At 57.7% G+C, this 21291-nt stretch carries 19 protein-coding genes; 4 read left to right on the top strand and 15 right to left on the bottom strand.

The genetic code is table 11. The features are described from left to right. Positions 1 to 71: 71 nt before the first annotated feature. The 6 genes from pgpA to nrdR form a co-directional block, all read right to left on the bottom strand. On the bottom strand, positions 72 to 566 hold the full coding sequence (gene pgpA / locus ABFX35_RS01450) for a phosphatidylglycerophosphatase A (RefSeq protein ID WP_095845621.1): 495 nt from the start codon (positions 564 to 566) through the stop codon (positions 72 to 74). 8 nt (positions 567 to 574) lie between these two features. Then, positions 575 to 1552, bottom strand: a complete 978-nt coding sequence (thiL, locus tag ABFX35_RS01445; RefSeq protein WP_346078759.1) for a thiamine-phosphate kinase — start codon at positions 1550 to 1552, stop codon at positions 575 to 577. 51 nt (positions 1553 to 1603) lie between these two features. Continuing rightward, entirely contained in the window at positions 1604 to 2020 is a 417-nt protein-coding gene (gene nusB, locus ABFX35_RS01440) for a transcription antitermination factor NusB (RefSeq protein ID WP_346078758.1), read from the bottom strand. A 20-nt stretch (positions 2021 to 2040) separates the two neighbouring features. Then, positions 2041 to 2511, bottom strand: coding sequence for a 6,7-dimethyl-8-ribityllumazine synthase (gene ribH, locus ABFX35_RS01435; RefSeq protein WP_095845624.1), 471 nt, complete (start codon positions 2509 to 2511; stop codon positions 2041 to 2043). A gap of 107 nt (positions 2512 to 2618) precedes the next feature. Beyond that, a complete protein-coding gene (gene ribD / locus ABFX35_RS01430) occupies positions 2619 to 3728 on the bottom strand; it encodes a bifunctional diaminohydroxyphosphoribosylaminopyrimidine deaminase/5-amino-6-(5-phosphoribosylamino)uracil reductase RibD (protein WP_279023006.1) in 1110 nt (369 codons plus the stop codon). An 11-nt stretch (positions 3729 to 3739) separates the two neighbouring features. Next, positions 3740 to 4189 (bottom strand): transcriptional regulator NrdR, encoded by a 450-nt coding sequence (gene nrdR, locus ABFX35_RS01425; RefSeq protein ID WP_095845626.1) that lies wholly within the window; start codon positions 4187 to 4189, stop codon positions 3740 to 3742. Positions 4190 to 4379: 190 nt separating this feature from the next. On the opposite strand from nrdR, the gene ABFX35_RS01420 reads away from it, so the two are divergent. Continuing rightward, positions 4380 to 4934: a SadB/YajI family lipoprotein gene (locus ABFX35_RS01420; RefSeq protein ID WP_346078755.1), complete on the top strand. Its 555-nt coding sequence runs from the start codon at positions 4380 to 4382 to the stop codon at positions 4932 to 4934. Between the two features lie 75 nt (positions 4935 to 5009). Here the strand turns inward: ABFX35_RS01420 and secF are convergent, their stop codons facing one another. The 5 genes from secF to queA all read right to left on the bottom strand — a co-directional run bounded on the left by secF (position 5010) and on the right by queA (position 10604). Next, positions 5010 to 5978: a protein translocase subunit SecF gene (gene secF, locus ABFX35_RS01415; protein WP_279023003.1), complete on the bottom strand. Its 969-nt coding sequence runs from the start codon at positions 5976 to 5978 to the stop codon at positions 5010 to 5012. Between the two features lie 10 nt (positions 5979 to 5988). Continuing rightward, the gene (gene secD, locus ABFX35_RS01410) at positions 5989 to 7836 is read right to left on the bottom strand and encodes a protein translocase subunit SecD (protein ID WP_346078751.1); all 1848 of its coding nucleotides are present in this window, start codon (positions 7834 to 7836) and stop codon (positions 5989 to 5991) included. 24 nt (positions 7837 to 7860) lie between these two features. After that, positions 7861 to 8193, bottom strand: a complete 333-nt coding sequence (gene yajC / locus ABFX35_RS01405) for a preprotein translocase subunit YajC (protein ID WP_279022999.1) — start codon at positions 8191 to 8193, stop codon at positions 7861 to 7863. A gap of 154 nt (positions 8194 to 8347) precedes the next feature. Beyond that, positions 8348 to 9472 carry a tRNA guanosine(34) transglycosylase Tgt gene (tgt, locus tag ABFX35_RS01400; protein WP_279022997.1) on the bottom strand — a complete coding sequence of 375 codons (1125 nt, stop codon included), beginning with the start codon at positions 9470 to 9472 and terminating at the stop codon, positions 8348 to 8350. Positions 9473 to 9533: 61 nt separating this feature from the next. After that, on the bottom strand, positions 9534 to 10604 hold the full coding sequence (queA, locus tag ABFX35_RS01395; RefSeq protein WP_346078749.1) for a tRNA preQ1(34) S-adenosylmethionine ribosyltransferase-isomerase QueA: 1071 nt from the start codon (positions 10602 to 10604) through the stop codon (positions 9534 to 9536). Between the two features lie 120 nt (positions 10605 to 10724). On the opposite strand from queA, the gene ABFX35_RS01390 reads away from it, so the two are divergent. From ABFX35_RS01390 to ggt, 3 genes are all read left to right on the top strand, one after another. Next, positions 10725 to 11306 (top strand): ACP phosphodiesterase, encoded by a 582-nt coding sequence (locus tag ABFX35_RS01390; protein ID WP_346078747.1) that lies wholly within the window; start codon positions 10725 to 10727, stop codon positions 11304 to 11306. 232 nt (positions 11307 to 11538) lie between these two features. Next, a complete protein-coding gene (locus ABFX35_RS01385) occupies positions 11539 to 12141 on the top strand; it encodes a peroxiredoxin C (RefSeq protein WP_095845634.1) in 603 nt (200 codons plus the stop codon). Between the two features lie 218 nt (positions 12142 to 12359). Then, entirely contained in the window at positions 12360 to 14123 is a 1764-nt protein-coding gene (gene ggt / locus ABFX35_RS01380) for a gamma-glutamyltransferase (RefSeq protein WP_346078745.1), read from the top strand. 610 nt (positions 14124 to 14733) lie between these two features. Here the strand turns inward: ggt and malZ are convergent. The 4 genes from malZ to ABFX35_RS01360 all read right to left on the bottom strand — a co-directional run bounded on the left by malZ (position 14734) and on the right by ABFX35_RS01360 (position 21264). Then, positions 14734 to 16614 carry a maltodextrin glucosidase gene (malZ, locus tag ABFX35_RS01375; protein WP_346078744.1) on the bottom strand — a complete coding sequence of 627 codons (1881 nt, stop codon included), beginning with the start codon at positions 16612 to 16614 and terminating at the stop codon, positions 14734 to 14736. Positions 16615 to 16815: 201 nt separating this feature from the next. Further along, entirely contained in the window at positions 16816 to 18222 is a 1407-nt protein-coding gene (gene proY, locus ABFX35_RS01370) for a proline-specific permease ProY (RefSeq protein ID WP_346078742.1), read from the bottom strand. 167 nt (positions 18223 to 18389) lie between these two features. Next, positions 18390 to 19709, bottom strand: coding sequence for a branched-chain amino acid transport system II carrier protein (gene brnQ / locus ABFX35_RS01365; protein ID WP_279028066.1), 1320 nt, complete (start codon positions 19707 to 19709; stop codon positions 18390 to 18392). 448 nt (positions 19710 to 20157) lie between these two features. Beyond that, positions 20158 to 21264 carry a cobalamin-independent methionine synthase II family protein gene (locus ABFX35_RS01360; RefSeq protein ID WP_279028068.1) on the bottom strand — a complete coding sequence of 369 codons (1107 nt, stop codon included), beginning with the start codon at positions 21262 to 21264 and terminating at the stop codon, positions 20158 to 20160. Positions 21265 to 21291: the final 27 nt, after the last annotated feature.

Raw genomic sequence — 21291 nt, 5'->3', positions numbered from 1 at the left:
GTAAGAAAGCGCCGCCAACGGTAAAGCAACAACGATTGCGCTAAACCGGCGGCGCCATCTCAGCAAACCGCTTAAAACAACGCCACCGGCCAGTGATGGCCGATGGCATAAATAACCCCCGCCCCTATCACCCCGGCCACGATATCATCAATCATAATGCCCATACCGCCGTGCACATTGCGATCGAACCAGCGGATCGGCCACGGCTTCCAGATATCCAGAACGCGGAAAATCACAAAGCCGGCGGCGACCCACTGCCAATCGTTAACCGGCAGCGCCATCAGCGTAATCCACATCCCAACAAACTCGTCCCAGACGATGCTGCCGTGATCGTGCACACGCATGTCTTTGGCCGTCTGGTGGCACAGGTAAACGCCAATGCAGATGCTGAACATCACCAACAGCGAATAGAGCTGCCACGGCAACTGTATCAACAGCAGCCAGAAAGGGATCGCCGCCAGCGAACCCATCGTGCCGGGCATCACCGGCGACAGGCCGCTGCCAAAACCGGTCGCCAGCAGGTGCCACGGGTTGCGCAGCCGCAACCGGCGTTTTGCTTCATCCATGTGGCAATTTACTCCCCGCGGAAATGATCAAAGCCCGCCCAGGGCAGTTCGACAACCTGCTCTGCGCGATGGAAGGTAATACCTTCGGAAAGCGGGCCAACCTGGCCGATACAGGTGTAATCGGTGCCAAGATGGTCCAGCGCCACTTCCAGCGCGCCGCGGTTGATTTCCGGCACGGTGAAGCACAGCTCGTAGTCCTCGCCGCCGGTCAGCGCCCAGCGCAATGCCTGGTCAGCGTCGCCCAGGCCGACCAGCGCCGGGGAAAGCGGCAATGCGCCCAGATCAATGCGCGCGCCGCACTCGGAAGCCTTGAGCACGTGTTTCAGATCGGAAATCAGCCCATCGGAAAGATCGATAGCCGCGCTGGCCAGATCGCGCAGCGCCTGCCCTTGCAGCACGCGCGCATGCGGGCGCAAATGGCGGCCCAGCAGATAGTTGCACGCCGCCCCATCGTTCACCGCCAGGCGCTGTTGCAGAATGGCCAGGCCAGCGGCGCTGTCACCCAGCGAGCCGGTCACGTAGATCCAGTCGCCGACGTGGGCGCCTGAACGCGTTAAGGCGCGCCCGGCCGGCACCAGGCCGTGAATAGTGAGCGTCATGCTCAACGGGCCGCGGGTGGTATCGCCGCCAATCAACTGCATGCCGTAGTAATTCAGCTGTTCGAACAGGCTGTCGCTGAACGCCTTCAGCCAGGGTTCGTTAACTTCAGGGAGGGTCAGGGCCAATGAAAGCCAGGCGGGATCGGCGCCCATGGCGGCCAGATCGCTCAGGTTCACCGCCAGCGCTTTATAGCCGAGATCGGCCGGATCGATATCCGGCAGGAAATGCACGCCCGCAACCAGCGTATCAGTACTGACGGCCAACAGCTGTTTCTCTGGCACTGCCAGCAGTGCGCAGTCATCGCCGATGCCTAACTGAACATCCCGGCGCACACTCTTGAACCGGTCAAAATAGCGGGCAATGAGGTCAAATTCGCCACATGCCATGGTCGATATTCCAGATAAATGAATTTAAGGCCGGTCGCCCGGCCTTAATTTTTATTTTTTCTTGCGGATGGTCGGCGCTGCTTTATCCAGCACGCCATTCACAAACTTGTGGCTATCTTCAGCACCGAAGGTTTTCGCCAGTTCGATCGCTTCATTGATAGCCACTTTGTAAGGCACATCTTCGCGCATTTTCAGCTCAAACAGCGCCAGGCGCAGAATGGCTTTTTCCACCTGACCAAGCTCTTCGAGCTGGCGCGACAGGAAAGGTTTCATCAGGGCATCCAGAGTACCTGCATTCACCGCCACACCGGACAGCAGTTCGCGAAAATAAGCAACGTCAACATCTTTGACGTCCTGCTCCGTCAGGAACTGTAATTCAACATCGGCAATGTCATTTTTAGACAACTGCCAAGAGTAAAGCGCTTGAACAGCGCACTCACGAGCGCGGCGACGAGCAGCAGGTTTCACGGAATTCCCCTTAACTAAATTCAGGCTTTAATAGCTTTGATAACATTAATCATTTCAAGCGCGGTCAGGGCAGCTTCTGCACCTTTGTTACCCGCCTTGGTACCGGCACGTTCAATCGCCTGTTCGATGCTTTCTGTCGTCAGCACGCCGAAGGCAACCGGAACTTCAGTGTTCAAAGAAACACTGCCCAGGCCGGAGCTGGCTTCGCCCGCCACATATTCAAAGTGTGCGGTGCCCCCACGGATCACCGTACCCAGAGCGATCACCGCGTCGTATTTACCGGTGTTGGCCAGCACGCGCGCCGTCAGCGGCAGCTCATAGGCACCCGGCACCCAGACAACGGTGATGTTGTCATCCGCCACCTGGCCGATACGCGTTAGCGCGTCGATGGCGCCAGACAGCAGGCTATCGTTGATGAAATTGTTAAAACGCGCAATGGCGATCGCCACACGGGCTTTAGGAGTAGCAACAACACCTTCGATCACTTTCATGGGCTTTCCTTAAAAATGAGTTCAATACCCCGCAGGGGGGCGGATTCTATCATATTCTTCATCCGCCTGCGCGGCGGTTTTGTAAAACGGCCGGCAGGCGTTCAGATTTAGGCTTTCGCCTTCAGGCGCAGGCGTAAATCGGGGCCAATCTGCCGCACTTCGCTAAACACCAGCTCCGGCGCATCGGCCAGCGCCTGCAGCCCAGGCAGATGGCACAGCCCCCGGCCATTATCACCCAATAATTTCGGCGCAATATACACAATGAGCTCATCCACCAACCCGGCCTGCAACAACGCGCCGGCCAGGTGAGCGCCCGCTTCTACCCAAACGCTGTTTATCTGGCTTTGCGCCAGCTGCATCATCATCACTACCAGATCGATACCGCCGCCGTGCGCCGGGAAGATGCGCTGCTCCACCCCTTGCGGCCAGTTTTGCGCATCCGGTTGCAGGCGCGCCAGCCAGGTAGCGCCCGGTTGGTTCACCACCCGGTGCTGCGGCGTCACGCGGTTTTGGCTATCGAGGATAATGCGCACAGGCTGGCGCAGGTTTTCACGCGGATAAACGCGCTGCGTGCCGCTGTCCAGCTCATCCCAGCGCACGGTCAGGGAAGGATCGTCCGCCAGCACCGTGGCGCTGGTGCTGAGAATGGCGGCGCTTTGCGCCCGCAGCCGCTGCACGTCCTGCCGGGCCTGCGGGGAGGTGATCCACTGGCTCTCGCCAGAGGCCATGGCGGTGCGGCCGTCAAGCGAAGCGCCTATTTTCAGTTGCACATAGGGAAAACCGGTGCGCATCCGTTTAAGAAAGCCGGGGTTGATCGCCTCGGCCTCCGCCAGCATCAGGCCATGGCGCACTTCAATGCCGGCCTGCTGCAGCCGGTACAAGCCGCGGCCAGCGACCTGCGGGTTGGGATCCTGCATGGCGGCCACTACCCGGCGCACGCCGGCGGCGGCCAGGGCATCGGCGCAGGGCGGCGTGCGGCCATGATGGCTGCACGGCTCAAGCGTCACATACGCGGTGGCGCCGCGCGCCAGCTCCCCGGCCATGCGCAACGCGTGCACCTCCGCATGCGGCTCACCGGCACGCAGGTGGTAGCCTTCGCCGACAATCTGGCCATCACGCACGATCACGCAGCCAACGTTCGGATTCGGCGCCGTGGTAAAACGCCCCAGCCGCGCCAGTTCAAAAGCGCGGGCCAGGTAAAATTCATCGTTATGCATAAAAAACCCTGTTAATCCTGCAGCTTGGCGATCTCTTCGCCAAACTCACGGATATCCTCAAAGCTGCGGTATACCGAAGCAAAGCGAATGTACGCCACCTTATCCAGCTTTTTCAGCTCGTCCATCACCAGGTTACCCACCAGTTTGGTCGGCACTTCGCGCTCACCGGTGGCGCGCAGCTGCGATTTTATATGATTAATGGCGTTTTCCACGTCATCGGAGCTGACAGGGCGCTTTTCCAAGGCTTTGAGCATGCCCCGGCGCAGTTTGTCTTCGTTGAACGGTTCACGCACTTCGTCGCTTTTAATCACCCGCGGCATCACCAGTTCCGCCACTTCGAAGGTGGTAAAACGTTCATTACAAACCAGGCACTGGCGGCGACGGCGCACCTGGGAACCATCGCCAACCAGGCGGGAATCAATGACTTTGGTATCAACGGCGGCGCAGAAGGGGCAATGCATAACACGTCCTGATAAACAATCTGAGAATTAATACAGTTTAACCTGAACTCCGGGTACAACAAAAGCGAGCGCTCATTTGTTGCGATCCGCTTCTCAGGCCGGTATTGCCCTGTTCAGGCACTAAAACATGACTTTCTGCCTGCGGCTGGCTAAGCTGGGCACCGGCGTTATTGCAAAGGAAACGGCCCCCATGTCTACCCGTTATCGCCCGGCCTGCCTGCTGGCTACCGCAGTGCTACTGGCCGGCTGTGCGCAACAAACAGAACTACCCAAGCTACATAATCAGGTGGTTGAGCTAAAACAGAAGCTGAATACGCTGACCAACCAGGCCACGGCGCTGGAGCAGCAAAACCAGCTGAACCAAAGCTCCACCCGCGGCGCTTACCTGCTGCCGGCCGCCGACAGCCCAGCCAAATTGCAGAGCAGCATCGGCGAGTTGAGCATCGCCCTTACGCAGATCCGCGCCGAAGCCGGCGGCGCCCAGGCCGTACTGCAACTGCAGGCGCCGCCAGGCCACACGCTGCCGCCGTTCCATGCCGTGGTGGAATGGGGGCAGTTGGATAGCGCCAGCGGGAAACCGCTCAGCACAAGCTCCCTGTCGCAATCCATCGCCGTGGGCGATACGCCGCCGGCGAGCAGCAAGCGCCAGATTGAACTGCGTTTCAGCGGGATCACGCCGGAGCAGTTGGGCTATGTCCGCCTGCACAGTATTACACCACGTGATGCGCAAAGCCCTGTGCCATAAGCGGGAACCGCACAAAAAAAGAGCGCAGCCGGCATGCCGGACTGCGCTCTTTTTATTGCGTGAGACGACTGCAGATTAAGGCAGAATCGAGGGCTGGTCGGCGCCTTCTTTTTCCACTTTCTGCTGCAGCATGTGCTCGCGTTTCATCCCCAGTTTCAACGCCAGCGCGGACGCGACGTAGATGGAGGAAACGGTACCGATCGATACACCAATCAACATCGCCAGCGAGAAGCCTTGCAGCATCGCACCACCGAAGATGTACAGCATCAGCACCACCACCAGGGTCGTCCCGGACGTCATCAGGGTACGGCTCAGGGTCTGGGTTAACGACACGTTCATGATTTCGTAAGGCGTGCCGCGACGGATCTTGCGGAAGTTCTCACGAATACGGTCAGAAACCACGATGCTGTCGTTCAACGAGTAACCGATAACCGACATCAGTGAAGCGATGATGGTCAGATCGATCTCGATATGAAATAGCGACAGCACGCCCATGGTAATGATCACGTCGTGCGCCAGGGCGATAACCGCCCCCAACGCCAGGCGCCATTCAAAACGAAAGCCGACGTAAACCAGGATACAAATCAGCGCAACCAGCAGCGCCATGCCGCCGGTTTGCGCCAGTTCGCTCCCCACGCTCGGGCCAACGAATTCAATGCGCTTCACCGTGGCGCTTTTGTCCACCGATTCATTCAGCACGCTGATAACTTTATTACCCAGCTCCTGGCCCGCCTGCCCGGAAACCGGCGGCATGCGCACCATCACATCGCGGCTGCTGCCAAAGTTCTGCAGAACCGGATCCTGGAAGCCGGCCTTTTCCAGCGTATCGCGCATCAGATCGAGATCGGCCGGTTTATCCAGGCTGATCTCAATAACAGTGCCGCCGGTAAAGTCCAGGCCCCAGTTAAAGCCGCGCACCGACATGATGGCAATGGACGCGATCAATAGCACCAGCGAGATGCCAAAGGCCACGTAGTCCCAGCGCATAAAGTCGATGACTTTACGGCCGTAGTTGAGTTGCTCAACAGTATAATCCTGTGCCACAACGCACTCCTCAGATAGACAGCTTGTTAATGCGTTTGCCGCCGTAAAGCAGGTTGACGATGGCACGGGTACCGACAATCGCGGTGAACATGGACGTCGCCACGCCGATTGCGGTGGTTATCGCAAAACCTTTGATCGAACCGGTGCCTACCGCATACAAAATCACCGCAGTGATCAGCGTGGTAATGTTGGCGTCGACGATACTGGAAAACGCGCCTTTATAACCTTCATGAATCGCTTGCTGAACGGAACGCCCGTTCCTCAGCTCTTCCTTGATACGCTCGTTAATCAGTACGTTGGCGTCAACCGCCACCGCCAGCGTCAGCACGATACCGGCAATCCCCGGCATGGTGAGCGTGGCGCCCGGCAACAGCGACATCACGCCGACAATCAGCACCAGGTTGGCCACCAGCGCGCTGGTAGCGATAACGCCGAATTTACGGTACCAAACCACCATGAAGACGATGGATGCCACCAGGCCCCACAGACACGCTTCCAGCCCTTGGGTAATGTTCTGTTGCCCCAGGGTTGGGCCAATGGTGCGCTCTTCCACAATCTGGATAGGCGCAATCAAGGCGCCCGCCCGCAGCAGCAGCGACAGTTGGCGTGCTTCGTTCGGGTTACCGATACCGGTGATGCGGAAGCTGTTGCCCAGACGCGACTGAATATTCGCCACGTTGATCACTTCTTCCTGCTTCACCAGAATCGCACGGCCATTGGCATCTTTTTTACCGCTGTCCTTGTACTCCACAAACAGGGTAGCCATTGGCTTGCCGATGTTGTCCTTGGTGAAGTTGGACATGGTCGTACCGCCGGCGCTGTCCAGTGAGATATTCACCTGCGGCTGGTTGTACTCGTCGGTGCTGGAGGTGGAATCCGTAATATGGTCGCCGGTCAGAATCACCCGTTTGTACAGCACGATCGGCTGCCCTTCACGGGTGTATTTCACCTCGGAGTCGCCCGGCACACGGCCGTTGGCGGCTGCCGTGCTGTCGGCGTTGGTGTTCACCAGGCGGAATTCCAGGGTGGCGGTAGCGCCAAGGATTTCTTTCGCGCGCGCGGTATCCTGGATACCCGGCAGCTCAACCACAATGCGGTCTGCGCCCTGGCGCTGCACCAAGGGTTCAGCAACGCCGAGCTGGTTGACGCGGTTGCGCAGGATGGTGATGTTCTGCTGGACGGCGTATTCACGCGCTTCGCTCAGGCGTGCATCGGTCAGCGTAGCCTTCAGCGTGTTGGTGCCGTTGGCGGAGAGCACCAGATCGCGCTGGCGCGGGGTCATGTAGCTGATGGCCTCATCGCGCGCGGCATTGTCGCGGAAACGCACTTCGACGCCGTTGTTGTCGAGCTTGCGGATGGTGGCGTAAGGAATGCCCTTCTCACGCAGCTCGCTGCGCAGGGTATCCATGGTCTGCTCTTGCAGCTTGCCCAGGGCGGTGTCCATGTCCACTTCCATCAGGAAGTGCACGCCGCCGCGCAAATCAAGGCCGAGCTTCATCGGCTCAGCCCCCAGCATGGTCAGCCACATTGGCGTCGCCGGGGCAAGGTTCAGTGCCACAACGTACTTATCGCCCAATGCCTCAAGCAAGGCTTCGCGGGCACGCAGTTGCACATCGGGATCTTTAAAGCGAGCAAGGATGGCGCCATCTTCCAGCGCGATAGACTTGCTTGCGATGTTGTCTTTTTCTAATACGGTACGGACCTGGTCCAGCGTAGCTTCACTGGCGGCGACGCCGCGCGCGCCAGTGATTTGTACGGCCGGATCCTCACCGTAGATGTTGGGAAGCGCATAAAGCAGACCGATGATGATCACAACGATCAGCATCAGATACTTCCACAAAGGATAACGGTTTAGCACGGCAATTCCCTTCGGGAAAAATAATTACAGGGCCTTCATGGTACCTTTCGGCAGAACGGCCGCCACGAAGTCACGCTTGATCATCACTTCCGTGGTGTCGTTAAGCGCAATGGCGATAATACCGGTTTCACCCACTTTGGTTACGCGGCCAATCAGCCCGCCGGTGGTCAACACTTCATCACCTTTACCGATCGAGTCCATCAGCTTCTTGTGCTCTTTGGCACGTTTCTGCTGCGGGCGCAGGATCATGAAATAGAAAATCAGACCAAACACCACCAGCATAATGACCAGAGAGTACGGGCTTCCCTGAGCCGGGGCTCCAGCGGATGCGACGGCGTCGGAAATGAAAAAGCTCATTGAAATTCCCTCATTAAGTTATCAATTATTTAATCAAGCGTTTCTTGCCCTTCAACGGCCAAAGCGCAGCGCCGCCAGCCCTACTGAACCCCGAAGCGAACGTGAATACGCCTGGGGGGCATTGGCCGGCCACCGTGCCGCGCGTTGACGCTTATCAGGCCTTTAAAGGTGGAACCGGCTTGCCGATCCGACCGTAGAAATCAGCAACGAACAGCTCTAATTTACCCTCTTCAATGGCTTGGCGTAAACCCGCCATCAGGCGTTGGTAATAGCGCAGGTTATGGATGGTGTTCAAACGGGCACCCAGTATTTCATTGCAACGATCAAGATGGTGCAGGTAGGCGCGGCTGTAATGACGGCACGTATAGCAATCACACTCGGGATCCAGCGGGGAAGTATCATCCTTGTGCTTGGCATTGCGGATTTTTACCACGCCGTCGGTCACGAACAGGTGGCCGTTACGGGCATTACGCGTTGGCATCACACAGTCAAACATGTCAATGCCGCGGCGCACGCCTTCCACCAGATCCTCCGGTTTACCCACCCCCATCAGGTAGCGGGGCTTATCCTGCGGGATTTGCGGGCAAACATGTTCGAGAATACGATGCATGTCCTCTTTCGGCTCGCCTACCGCCAAGCCGCCCACAGCGTAACCATCAAAGCCGATATCCACCAGCCCTTTTACTGAAACATCGCGTAAATCTTCGTAAACTCCGCCCTGGATAATGCCGAACAGCGCATTTTTGTTGTTCAGCTCGTCAAAACGCTGGCGGCTACGTTTCGCCCAGCGCAGCGACATTTCCATCGAGCGTTTGGCGTAATCCCAATCCGCCGGGTATGGCGTGCACTCGTCAAAAATCATCACGATATCAGAGCCGAGATCATACTGGATCTCCATCGATTTTTCCGGGCTGAGGAATATCTTGTCGCCGTTGATCGGATTACGGAAGTAAACGCCCTCTTCCTTTATCTTGCGCATCGCCCCCAGGCTAAACACCTGAAAACCGCCGGAGTCGGTGAGAATCGGCCCGTGCCACTGCATAAAATCATGCAGATCGCCGTGCAGTTTCATGATTTCCTGGCCAGGGCGCAGCCACAGGTGGAAGGTGTTGCCCAGCAGGATCTGTGCGCCGGTTTCCTGGACTTCTTCCGGCGTCATGCCTTTTACCGTGCCGTAGGTGCCGACAGGCATAAAGGCCGGCGTCTCCACCACGCCGCGCTCAAACACCATCCGGCCGCGACGTGCGCGGCCATCGGTTTTTTGTAATTCGTACTTCACTCAGCCTCCAGCATCAGAGAAAAGAAATAGTCTGATGTCGTTTAACAGGGATATCGGGGGGTTAAGCGCCGACGGTTTCTTGTTCCGCCTGCGGGTTACGGCTGATGAACATCGCATCGCCATAACTGAAAAATCGATATTGTTCGGCCACCGCCTGCCGATAGGCATGCATGGTGTGCTGGTAACCGGCAAACGCCGAAACCAGCATGATCAGCGTGGACTCCGGCAGATGGAAGTTGGTCACCAGCGCGTCAATCACCTGATAGTGATAGCCGGGATAAATAAAGATGCGGGTGTCGCCGAAAAACGGCGCGATCGGCGCATCCTGGCTGGCCGCCGCGGCGCTTTCCAGCGAACGCACCGAGGTGGTGCCCACGGCGACCACCCGTTTACCGCGCGCCTTGCAGGCCAGCACCGCATCCACCACCTCTTGCGGCACTTCAGCGTATTCGGCGTGCATCACGTGGTCTTCAATGGTGTCCACCCGCACCGGCTGGAAGGTGCCGGCGCCAACGTGCAGGGTGACAAACGCCATTTCCACACCCTTTTCACGCAGCGCCGCCAGCAGCGGCTCATCGAAATGCAGCCCGGCGGTCGGCGCCGCCACCGCGCCCGGCTTTGCGCTGTATACGGTTTGGTACAGTTCGCGATCGGCATCTTCATCCGGGCGATCGATATACGGCGGCAGCGGCATATGGCCGACGGCGTTGAGCAGGGTGAAAACATCGCGATCGTCATTGAAGCGCAGCTCAAACAGCGTATCGTGGCGCGCCACCATCGTGGCGTTGATGCTTTCGTCATCCCCCAGCAGCAGCTCGGCCCCCGCCTTCGGCGCTTTCGACGCACGCACGTGCGCCAAAACGCGGTGCTCATCCAGCACGCGCTCTACCAGCACTTCAATCTTGCCGCCGCTGGCCTTGCGGCCAAAGACCCGCGCCGGGATCACCCGGGTGTTGTTAAATACCAGCAGATCGCCCGCTTCCAGTTGGTTCAGCAGATCGGTGAATACACCGTGCGTCAACTCGCCCGTTGGCCCATCCAACTGCAGCAGACGGCAGGCGCTGCGTTCAGCCTGTGGATAACGGGCGATCAGTGATTCGGGGAGTTCAAAAGAAAAATCGGCGACGCGCATGAATATTCACTTCTTCAATATTTAGTCGGTTGGTAAAAAACAAGCGGCCTAGTCTAAAGCGGTGCGCGTTCAGCAGCAAGAAATAAGGAGGATTTGCCCACGTTGAGGTATAGTTGCCGCATGAATTTTCTTGCGCATCTCCATTTGGCCCAGTTGGCGGAAAGCTCCCTGTTGGGCAATCTGCTGGCCGACTTTGTCCGCGGCAACCCGGCGGGCGACTATCCCGCCGCCGTGGTCGGCGGCATTATGCTGCACCGCCGCATCGACGTGCTGACCGATTCGCTGCCGCAGGTTAAAGCCTGCCGTCGCTATTTCAGCCCTGAACACCGCCGCGTAGCGCCGATCACGCTGGATGTAGTGTGGGATCACTTCCTGGCGCGCCATTGGCAGCAGATCGAACCGGCAATCAGCCTGGCCCACTTTAGCCAGGCGGCGCGCCGCCAGATCGTCCCGCACCTGCCGCACACGCCGGCGCGCTTCCAGAACCTGAACCATTACCTGTGGCAAGAGCGCTGGCTGGAACGCTATGCCGAACTGCCCTTTATCGCCAACGTGTTGGCGGGCATGGCCAAACGCCGCCCGCGCCTGGCGGCGCTGGCAGGCTCCTTTCACGATGTAGAACGCCACTATCATCAGCTTGAAACACATTTCTGGCAGTTTTACCCACAGATGATGCAGATGGCGAAAGAAAAAACGCTGTAATTGAGGGGGCGCAAACCACAGATCCACCGGCTTTACAGCTGATGGGCATCGCCGGCTTGCCCTTTGCCATAAAAAGGTTATTTTTAATCTTCGAAAAGTTTTACTGATTGCTTCGATAGGTGAAAGCTATCTCATCGATTGGTCTTTTTACCCTTTATTCACCAACACATGGCCCCTATACTTGCGGCCGTCTTTTACATCAACCACTTACCAACTATTACAGGAGTAATTCATGGTCCTGGTAACTCGTCAAGCCCCTGACTTCACTGCAGCAGCCGTACTGGGCAACGGCGAAATCGTTGAAAATTTCAACCTGAAAAAACACCTGAACGGCAAACCTGCCGTCCTGTTTTTCTGGCCAATGGATTTCACCTTTGTATGCCCTTCAGAACTGATCGCCTTCGATCACCGTTATGAAGAATTCCAGAAACGTGGCGTTGAAGTGGTCGGCGTTTCTTTCGACTCTGAATTCGTCCACAACGCATGGCGTAACACCCCTGTCGATAAAGGCGGCATCGGTGAAGTGAAATACGCAATGGTTGCCGACGTTAAGCGCGAAATTCAAAAAGCCTACGGCATTGAGCACCCGGAAGCCGGCGTTGCTCTGCGCGGTTCTTTCCTGATCGACGCCAATGGCGTTGTGCGCCACCAGGTGGTGAACGATCTGCCGCTGGGCCGCAACATCGATGAAATGCTGCGTATGGTCGACGCGCTGCAGTTCCACGAAGAACACGGCGAAGTCTGCCCTGCACAGTGGGAAAAAGGCAAAGAAGGGATGGGTGCCTCTCCAGATGGCGTTGCTAAATACCTGTCTGAAAACGCCGCTAAGCTGTAATTCCACGCGGATGTCAACCAGCCGGCTAGCGGATCTCCGCTGGCCGGTTTTTTTTTGCCCGCCGGCCGTACCTTACTTTACTTCATTGTTTTCTAATTATTTTTTCCTCAACATTTTGCGCGCGCCCCGTTCTGTGGTAACTATTATCACGCTGGTAAATTATTTATGGCATGTGAAAAACAACCAACACAATAAAAACTGACAGGGCAGGTAAGACTATGTTTTTACAAAAATGGGGCAAGCCGCTCACCATGGCGGCCATGCTGGTGAGCAGCAGCCTGTATGCCGCCTCGAACCCGGCGGTCGAAGCTCGCAACGGTATGGTGGTGACGTCGCAACATCTGGCTTCGCAGGTTGGCGTCGATATTCTCAAAATGGGCGGTAACGCCATCGATGCCGCCGTCGCCGTCGGCTATGCGCAGGCGGTGGTCAACCCGTGCTGCGGTAACATCGGCGGTGGCGGCTTTATGACCGTACACCTGGCGGACGGCACCGATACCTTTATCAACTTCCGTGAAACCGCGCCGGCCGGCGCCAGCGCCAACATGTATCTGGACGCCGACGGCAAGGTGAAAAAAGGCGCCAGCCTGTATGGCTACCTGGCGGCCGGCGTACCGGGCACGGTGCTGGGGATGGAAACCGCGCGGCAGAAATACGGCAAACTGAGCCGCGAACAGGTCATGGCGCCGGCGATCAAACTGGCTCGCGAAGGATTTATCCTGACGCGTGCCGATACTGACATTCTTGATACCACCGTCGCCCGCTTTAAGCAGGATCCCGAGGCGTCGCGGATTTTCCTGCGTAAAGACGGTTCGGCGCTGCAGCCGGGCGATCGCCTGGTGCAAACCGATCTTGCGCATACGCTGGAAGCGATCGCCAAAGCGGGCCCAGATGCGTTTTATCACGGCAAAATCCCGCAGGCAGTGGAAGCCGCGGCGAAAAAGGGCGGCGGCGTTCTGACGGCGGCCGACTTCGCCAACTATAAGGTCACCGAAACGGCGCCGATCACCTGTAGCTACCGCGGCTATAAGTTTGTTTCCTCGCCGCCGCCAAGCTCGGGCGGCGTTGCGCTGTGTGAAACGCTCAACATTCTTGAAGGCTACAACCTGCAAAGCATGGGCTTTAACTCGGCGGCGACGATACACACCATGGCCGAAGCCATGCGCCACGCCTATATGGACCGCAATACCTATTTGGGCGATCCGGCGTTTATCAATAACCCGATCGATCGGCTGTTGAGTAAAAGCTACGCCGAACAGATCCGGGCGAAAATCGTCCCGGGCAAGGCAACGCCTTCTGAAAACGTGCAGCCAGGAATGGAACCGCATGAAAAACCGGAAACCACCCACTATTCGATCGTCGATCATGAAGGCAACGCAGTTTCCACCACCTACACCGTCAACGGCCGCTTCGGCGCCGTGGTGATCGCCCCGGGCACCGGATTCTTCCTCAATGATGAGATGGACGACTTCACCGTGAAGGTGGGCGAGAAAAACCTGTACGGACTGGTGCAAGGCACGGCAAATGCCATCGCCCCCGGTAAGCGCCCACTATCATCAATGAGCCCGACGCTGGTGACCAAGGATAATAAAATCTTTATGGTGCTCGGCTCACCGGGCGGTTCGCGTATTATCACCATCACCCTGCAAACCGCGCTGAACGTGATCGATCACGGTATGGCGCCGCAGGAGGCGGTAGACGCGCCGCGCATCCACCAGCAGTGGTTGCCGGATGAGGTGTATTACGAGCAGCGGGGCGTTTCCGTTGATTCGCTGAAAATCCTCAACGATATGGGCTACAAGATGGTGGAACAAACCCCGTGGGGCGCCGCGGAGCTGATTTTGGTCGGTCTGCCTGGCGCTGCGGGCGTAACGCCGGCCAACTCGGGCAACGATTCGGCGGTGTCCGGCAAGGTGCGTGAAGGCTACCTGTACGGCGCCAACGATGTCCGCCGCCCAGCCGGTTCTGCCATCGGGTATTAATTTCTTCGCCCTCACCCCAACCCTCTCCCACAGGGAGAGGGAGCATAGCCTGCCCAGTATGTCCGTTGGGCAGGCTTATTTACGCTTCCCCCCCCTCACCCTAACCCTCTCCCACAGGGAGAGGGAGTAGAGCCTGCCCGCTGTACCCGTTGGGCAGGCTTCTTACGCTTCAACCGCCCTCACCCTGACCCTCTCCCACAGGGAGAGGGGACAGAACCTGCCCGGTATGCCTGTTACGCAGGTTTATTTACGCTTCAACCGCCCTCACCCCAACCCTCTCCCACAGGGAGAAGGAGCAGAGCCTGCCCGATATGTTCGTTGGACAGGCTTATTTACACTTCAACTGCCCTCACCCTAACCCTCTCCCACAGGGAGAGGGGACAGAACCTGCCCGATATGTCCGTTGGGCAGGCTTATTTACGCTTCAACCGCCCTCACCCCAACCCTCTCCCACAGGGAGAAGGAGCAGAGCCTGCCCGGTATGTTCGTTGGACAGGCTTATTTACACTTCAACTGCCCTCACCCTAACCCTCTCCCACAGGGAGAGGGGACAGAACCTGCTCAGAAGGCCATTTGATCAGCCAACACCGAATTTCGCGCCAGACGATGTTTAGTCACCCTGCTCATCAACAACACCGGGCTGCTCCCTCTCCCTGCGGGAGAGGGTTGGGGTGAGGGCGCGCCACACCGCCACTGACTCCTCCGTCAACTGCAGCCTCATCCCCCCTTCCTCTGCAATTAGCAGGCTTTCGCCCTCTTCCTGCTGCCACGCACCTGGCGTCAGCAACGGGCTGTACGGCAAAACCACCTCGCCGCCGCCATTGCGCTGCAACGCCACCAAAATGCGCTCCTGATGGTAAGCACGTACAAACACCAGCGTTTCACCGGCAGCGTACAGCACCTGGCAGCCGCCGCGGCGCAGGGCCAGGCTGCGTTTGCGCAGTGCCGCCAACCGTTGCACCTGTGTCAGCAAAACCGGGTTCCAACGGCTTTCATCCCACGGGAATGGCTTGCGGCAGAAAGGATCGTTCGCGCCATCCAGGCCAATTTCGTCGCCGTAATACAAGCAAGGCGCCCCTATCCAACAAAACAGCCATGCCAACGCCATCTGCATGCGCGGCATATTATGGTCAAGCAGCGTAATAAAACGGGCGGTGTCGTGGCTATCCAACTGATTAAACAAAATAAGCTGGCGCCCATGCGGCAAGCCGGCACGGTATTCATCCATCCAATTGGCGCAGGCGGCGGCATCGATCTGCACCGGATGGTGCGCCACGTCCAAACCCGCCAAAAAGGCGCGTACCGGCAGGGCAAATCCCATGTAGTTCATCGCCGCATCTTCCACTCCGGCATGCAGCCAGCGGCGAGCATCGCCGAAGTGTTCGCCCAGCACATAAGCCTGCGGGTTTTCCTGTTTGATCGCCCGGTAAATCCCGGCCAGGTGGCGCAAGTTACCGGCCGCGCCGCCATTTTCGCCCAGCATATGCACCACATCCAGCCGCCAGCCGTCGATACTGTACGGCGGCCGCAGCCAGTGGCGCACCACGCTGTCTTCCCCCAGATAAATCGCGTGGGCAACCTGCGGCGCGGCAAAGTTCAGCTTCGGCAAACTGGTGTGCCCTTTCCAACTGAGCGCCTGCCCGTCCGGGTAGAAATTAAACCAGCCCCGGTACGGGGAAGCCGGGTTATGGCAAGCGCCATCGCCATGGTTTTGGTAACGATCAAACCATGGGTGCGAATCGCCGGTGTGGTTAAAAACCCCATCCAGCACCAGCTTCATACCCACCTTGCGAGAACTCACTCGCAAACGCAGCAGCGCATCGTTGCCGCCGAAGTACGGATCCACCTGGTAATAGTCTTCGGTATCATATTTGTGCACGCTGGGGGCGGTGAAGATCGGGTTAAGGTATAACGCCGTCACCCCCAGACGCTGCAGGTAGGGAAGTTTTTGGTGTATGCCGTCCAAATCGCCGCCATAAAAGGTGGAGGCGGCATGGTTATCTTCCAGTGGATGTTGCCAATCGCGGCGAATCACATCGCTGGCCGCCGCGTGATGGTAGTAACTGCCGTCCTGGATACCGTGGCTGCCGCCGCTGCTGGCGAAGCGATCGGGAAATATCTGGTAGAACACCTGATCGGCCACCCAGGCCGGGCCGCTGTCCGGCACATCCAGCGCAAACTGCGCCAGTTGCCCCGGCGGCATGGTTGCCCACCCCAATGGGCCAAACCAACGTTGGCTATGCGCCCACACCAGCTTAAAGCCATAGCGGCGCGTCGCTTCCCCTTCGTTTAAGGTCAAGCGGGCCTGGTAACGCCACAGCCCCTCGCTGGCCCGCGCTTTCATCGGCAGCAACCATTCCTCATTATCCGGTTCCGCGCGCAAAAACACCTGTTCAGGCAGTTCATCCCCCTGCAGCCAGAGCGTAATGTACAGATACGGCCCTTTCTGCGCCACGAATGGCGGGGCCGCAAGATGCCAGGCATTGAGCATGAAGTTTCTCCTGTGATACGAAACAAAACGGACGAATGATTTACAGTGCCATAGTGGATCGCATTCCCCCTCCTCTTTTACCGGCAATCGCGGGGAGGAGCCAGGGGGTGGAGACAGGATGCGCTTGGTGGGTTACAAGCAGGCGGCAGTAAAACAGGCGGGTATTAAAACTGCGCCGGCACAGGGCCGGCGCTTACGTAATTACTCTTGCTGGGCGGCCGGTACGGCCTGTTTTTTCTGGCGATTAATCTTGATGTAATACCCGGCTAGCAGCAGCACCACCCACACCAGGCCGGCGTACAACGAAACGCGGGTGGTCGGGAAGTAGCCAATCAGGCCGATGATGAACACCAGGAAAACGATCGCCACCGCCGAGGTCAACACACCGCCGCGCAGTGGGAATTCCAGCGCTTTAACCTGCTCCGGCTTCAGCTTGCGGCGAAACGCGATCTGCGAGCATAGGATCATGATCCACACCCACACGGTGGCGAAGGTGGCCAGCGAAGCAATCACCAAAAAGACGCTTTCCGGCATGATGTAGTTAAGATAAACCGCCACCAACAACGCGGTCATCATGACGACCACCGTCACCCACGGAATACCGCGTTTGGATACCCGGCTGAAAATCTGCGGCGCATGGCCTTGTTCCGCCATACCGTGCAGCATGCGGCCAACCCCGAACACATCGCTGTTAATTGCCGACAGCGAAGCGGTGATCACCACAAAGTTAAGGATGCCTGCCGCTACCGTGATGCCCATATGCTGGAAAGTCAGCACAAACGGGCTACCATTGGTGCCCACCTGGTTCCAGGGGTAAATCGACATGATGACGAACAGCGTGCCCACGTAGAACACCAGAATACGCCACGGTACGGAGTTGATGGCTTTCGGGATCGATTTTTTCGGATCTTTGGCTTCACCGGCGGTAATACCGATAATCTCGATGCCGCCATAGGCAAACATCACCAGTTGCAGCGACAGAATCGTCCCCATAATGCCGTTGCTGAAGAAGCCGCCGTTGGCCCACAGGTTATGGATACCGGTTGGCTGCCCGCCGTTGCCGATGCCCCAGATGATGATGCCGATACCGGCAAGGATCATGATAATGATGGTGGCCACTTTGAAGAACGAGAACCAAAACTCCAGTTCACCAAAGACCTTCACGCTCATCAGGTTGATGCCGCCGAGAATCAGTACCACGCTCAACACCCAGATCCAATGCGGCACCTCGGGGAACCAGACGCCCATATAGATACCGAAGGCGGTCACGTCGGCAATCGCCACGATCAGGATTTCAAAACAGTAGGTCCAGCCGGTGATATAGCCCGCCATCGGCCCCAGATAATCCTGCGCATAGCGTGAGAACGAACTGGCCTGCGGGTTATTGACCGACATCTCCCCCAGTGCACGCATAATGATGAAAGCAACGATGCCGCCAATCAGATACGCCAGCAGCACGCTGGGGCCGGCCATCTTGATCGCGTCCGCCGAGCCATAAAACAGACCGGTGCCAATCGCGGAACCGAGCGCCATAAAGCGAATATGGCGGGTGCTCAGGCCACGCTTGAGCTTATTGGCCGGTTGCTGTGTAGATGATTCCTGTTGCATACAAAAAAACCTGTTTTCTGCGAGCCGTTCCCAACCCATGCCGTTGCCGATTCAGCCCGTTGCGCCGGGAACAGCGCCGCGGGCCGAATAAATCAATGCCTGGAGGGGTAGGCTCTAATACGCAAAAAAGCCACGGACATGTCCGTGGCCCAAACTCAGACCGGGGGTTACTGATGCACTGTCACTTCAGCCCGTGAGCAGACACGGTCATAAATCGCGACCATAACCAGCATCAATAACGAAGGCGGCAACCAGGCCAGCCCTTGCTCAGCCAGCGGCAAATGGGTAGACCAGGCCGGCAAGAATGGCTTGAAGTTAGACGCCTTAACGGCGTCAAGGATACCAAATAACAGGCTGACCAGCATAACCGGCGCCACAATACGCTTGGCGCTGTTCCACCAACGCAGGGTGAAGCTCATCAGCACCAGCACAATGCACGGCGGATAAATGGCGGTCAACACCGGAATCGAGATCTGGATCAGGTGGCTCAGCCCCAGGTTAGACACCACCATCGAGAACAGGCCCAGAATAAACACCAGCGTTTTATACGAGAACGGCAGATATTGCGCAAAGAATTCGGCGCAGGCGCAGGTCAGGCCGACCGCCGTGACCATGCAGGCGATGAAGATCAACGCCGCCAGGAAGGCGCTGCCCGGGCTGCCAAAGGTATGCTGCACATAGGCATGCAGGATCACCGCGCCGTTGGTGGCTTCCGGCACCAACACGCCGCTGCCAGAGCCCAGCTTGAACAGGCTCAGATAAACCAGCGTCAGGCCAACCCCGGCGATCAAACCGGCCAGGATAGTGTAACGGGTCAGCAGGCCGGCGTTTTTCACGCCACGAGAACGCGCAGCGTTAACGATAACAATGCCGAACACCAGCGCCCCCAGGGTATCCATCGTCAGATAGCCATTGATAAAGCCAGAAGAGAACGGCACGCCCTCATAGGCTTCAATCGCAGGAATCGGGGCACCCACCGGCCAAAACACCGCGGCAACGCCCAGAATACCCAGCGCAATGATTTTCAGCGGCGCCAGAAAGCGGCCCACGGTATCAAGCAGGCGCCCAGGATAAAGCGAAATGGCGATCACCAGCGCAAAGTAGATCAGGCTGTAGACCAGCAGCGGCGCGGCGCCTTCGCCGGTCAGCGGAGCAATACCCACTTCAAAGGAAACGGTGGCGGTACGCGGCGTGGCAAACAGCGGGCCGACGGCCAGATAGCACACGGTGGCCAGCACCAGGCCGGCTTTACGGCCAATCGGCGTGCTAAGCGCATCGATCCCGCCACCCACGCGTGCCAGCGCGATCACGGTGATCACCGGTAGCCCGACCGCTGTCAGCAAGAAACCGAGTGCGGCAGTCCAAACGTGTTCGCCGGATTGCAAACCCACCATCGGCGGGAAAATAATATTCCCCGCGCCGACGAATAAGGCAAAGGTCATAAAGCCCAATGCCATGATGTCTTTTGACGTTAAACGATGACTCATAAGGTGTCGTGTTGCCTGTTAAATAAAAAATTGCCTGTTGTGTGGTGGCGAAACGCCCCACCCGGGTTGCCGGCTTGCCGCGCCATCGTCGTTGCCCGTAACAATAGAAAAAACGCACCCAGGTGGAGCTTTATTCCTTGAATAACGGTAACCACTGTTGATGATGGGCTGGACTTTAGAAGTTATAAAAATAGAGGATTAGTCCGACAACGGGGACTAAGTAAAACGTTTATAGCGCAGAAAGGCAAGACGAGGATTCTAAAGCAGAGCAATCGACCAGATAATATTTAACAGCCAGTTGATCATGCCGAACTTTATGAAATATACACTACATGATTTGTATTATTTTTGAGCGACCACCTCACAAAATGTGAAACATAGCGCCGTTCACCGCGCAAAACACACAATTACTGCGTTGTTTATGCGCGGTTCACTCTTAGGCCGGCGGCTAGCGCCAAACCTGCTCGGCAATATCCACCACGCTGCGCAGTTTATCCCACTGCTGCTGTTCGCTTAGGCTATTGCCCTCTTCCGTTGACGCAAACCCACACTGCGTGCTGAGGCAAAGCTGCTTCAGATCGACATACTGCGCGGCTTCCGCAATGCGCGTTTTCACCACTTGCGGATCTTCCAGCTCGCCGGTTTTGGTGGTGATCAGGCCCAACACCACCTGCTGTTTGCCCGGCTTGATAAAGCGCAGCGGCTCAAACCCACCTGAACGTTCGTTGTCATATTCCAGGAAGAAAGCATCGATGTTCACTTCGCCGAACAGGATCTCGGCAACCGGTTCATAACCGCCTTCAGAGATCCAAGTGGAGCGGAAATTGCCGCGGCACACATGCAGCCCCACGGTCAGATCTTCCGGTTTGCCTTCCAGCGCCTTGTTCAGCACATCGGCATAGGTGCGCGCCAGCTGCGCCGGATCTTCACCACGCTCACGGATCTGGCGTTTCTGATCTTCAGAACACAAATAGGCCCACACCGTGTCGTCCAACTGCAGATAGCGGCAGCCGGCGTCGTAGAATGCCTTGATCACATCGCGATAGGTTTGCGCCAGATCGGCGAAATACTGGCCAAGATCCGGGTAGACCTGGGGGTCGATCGATTGGCGACCACCGCGGAAATGCAGCACGCTTGGGCTTGGGATGGTCATCTTAGGCACCGCATCGCCGGCCACGCTCTTCAGAAAACGGAAATCGTCCAGCATTGGGTGCGAGCTGAACCCCAGCTTGCCGGTCACCTTGATGCCGCGCGCCGCGGTCTGCACGCCATTAAACTGGATACCCTGCGTGGCCTGGTAGCCTTCCACGCCATCCAGCCCTTCCAGAAAATCAAAGTGCCACCAGGCACGGCGAAACTCCCCGTCGGTCACGACCTTCAGGCCAATTTCCCGCTGCTTGGCAACAACGTAGCGGATCTGCTCGTCTTCAACGGCACGCAATTGCGCCGCGTCAATCTCGCCGCGCTGAAACTGCTGGCGCGCCGCTTTCAACGGCGCAGGGCGCAACAGGCTGCCGACAACATCGGCATGGAATGCATGACTGGATTTGGACATGTCTGCTCCTGGTTAAATGCAGGCGGC

Source organism: Gibbsiella dentisursi (assembly GCF_039539505.1).
Lineage (GTDB): Bacteria > Pseudomonadota > Gammaproteobacteria > Enterobacterales > Enterobacteriaceae > Gibbsiella > Gibbsiella quercinecans.
Note: the sequence above shows the minus strand (reverse complement) of the source record. Positions and strands in the feature narration are given on the sequence as shown.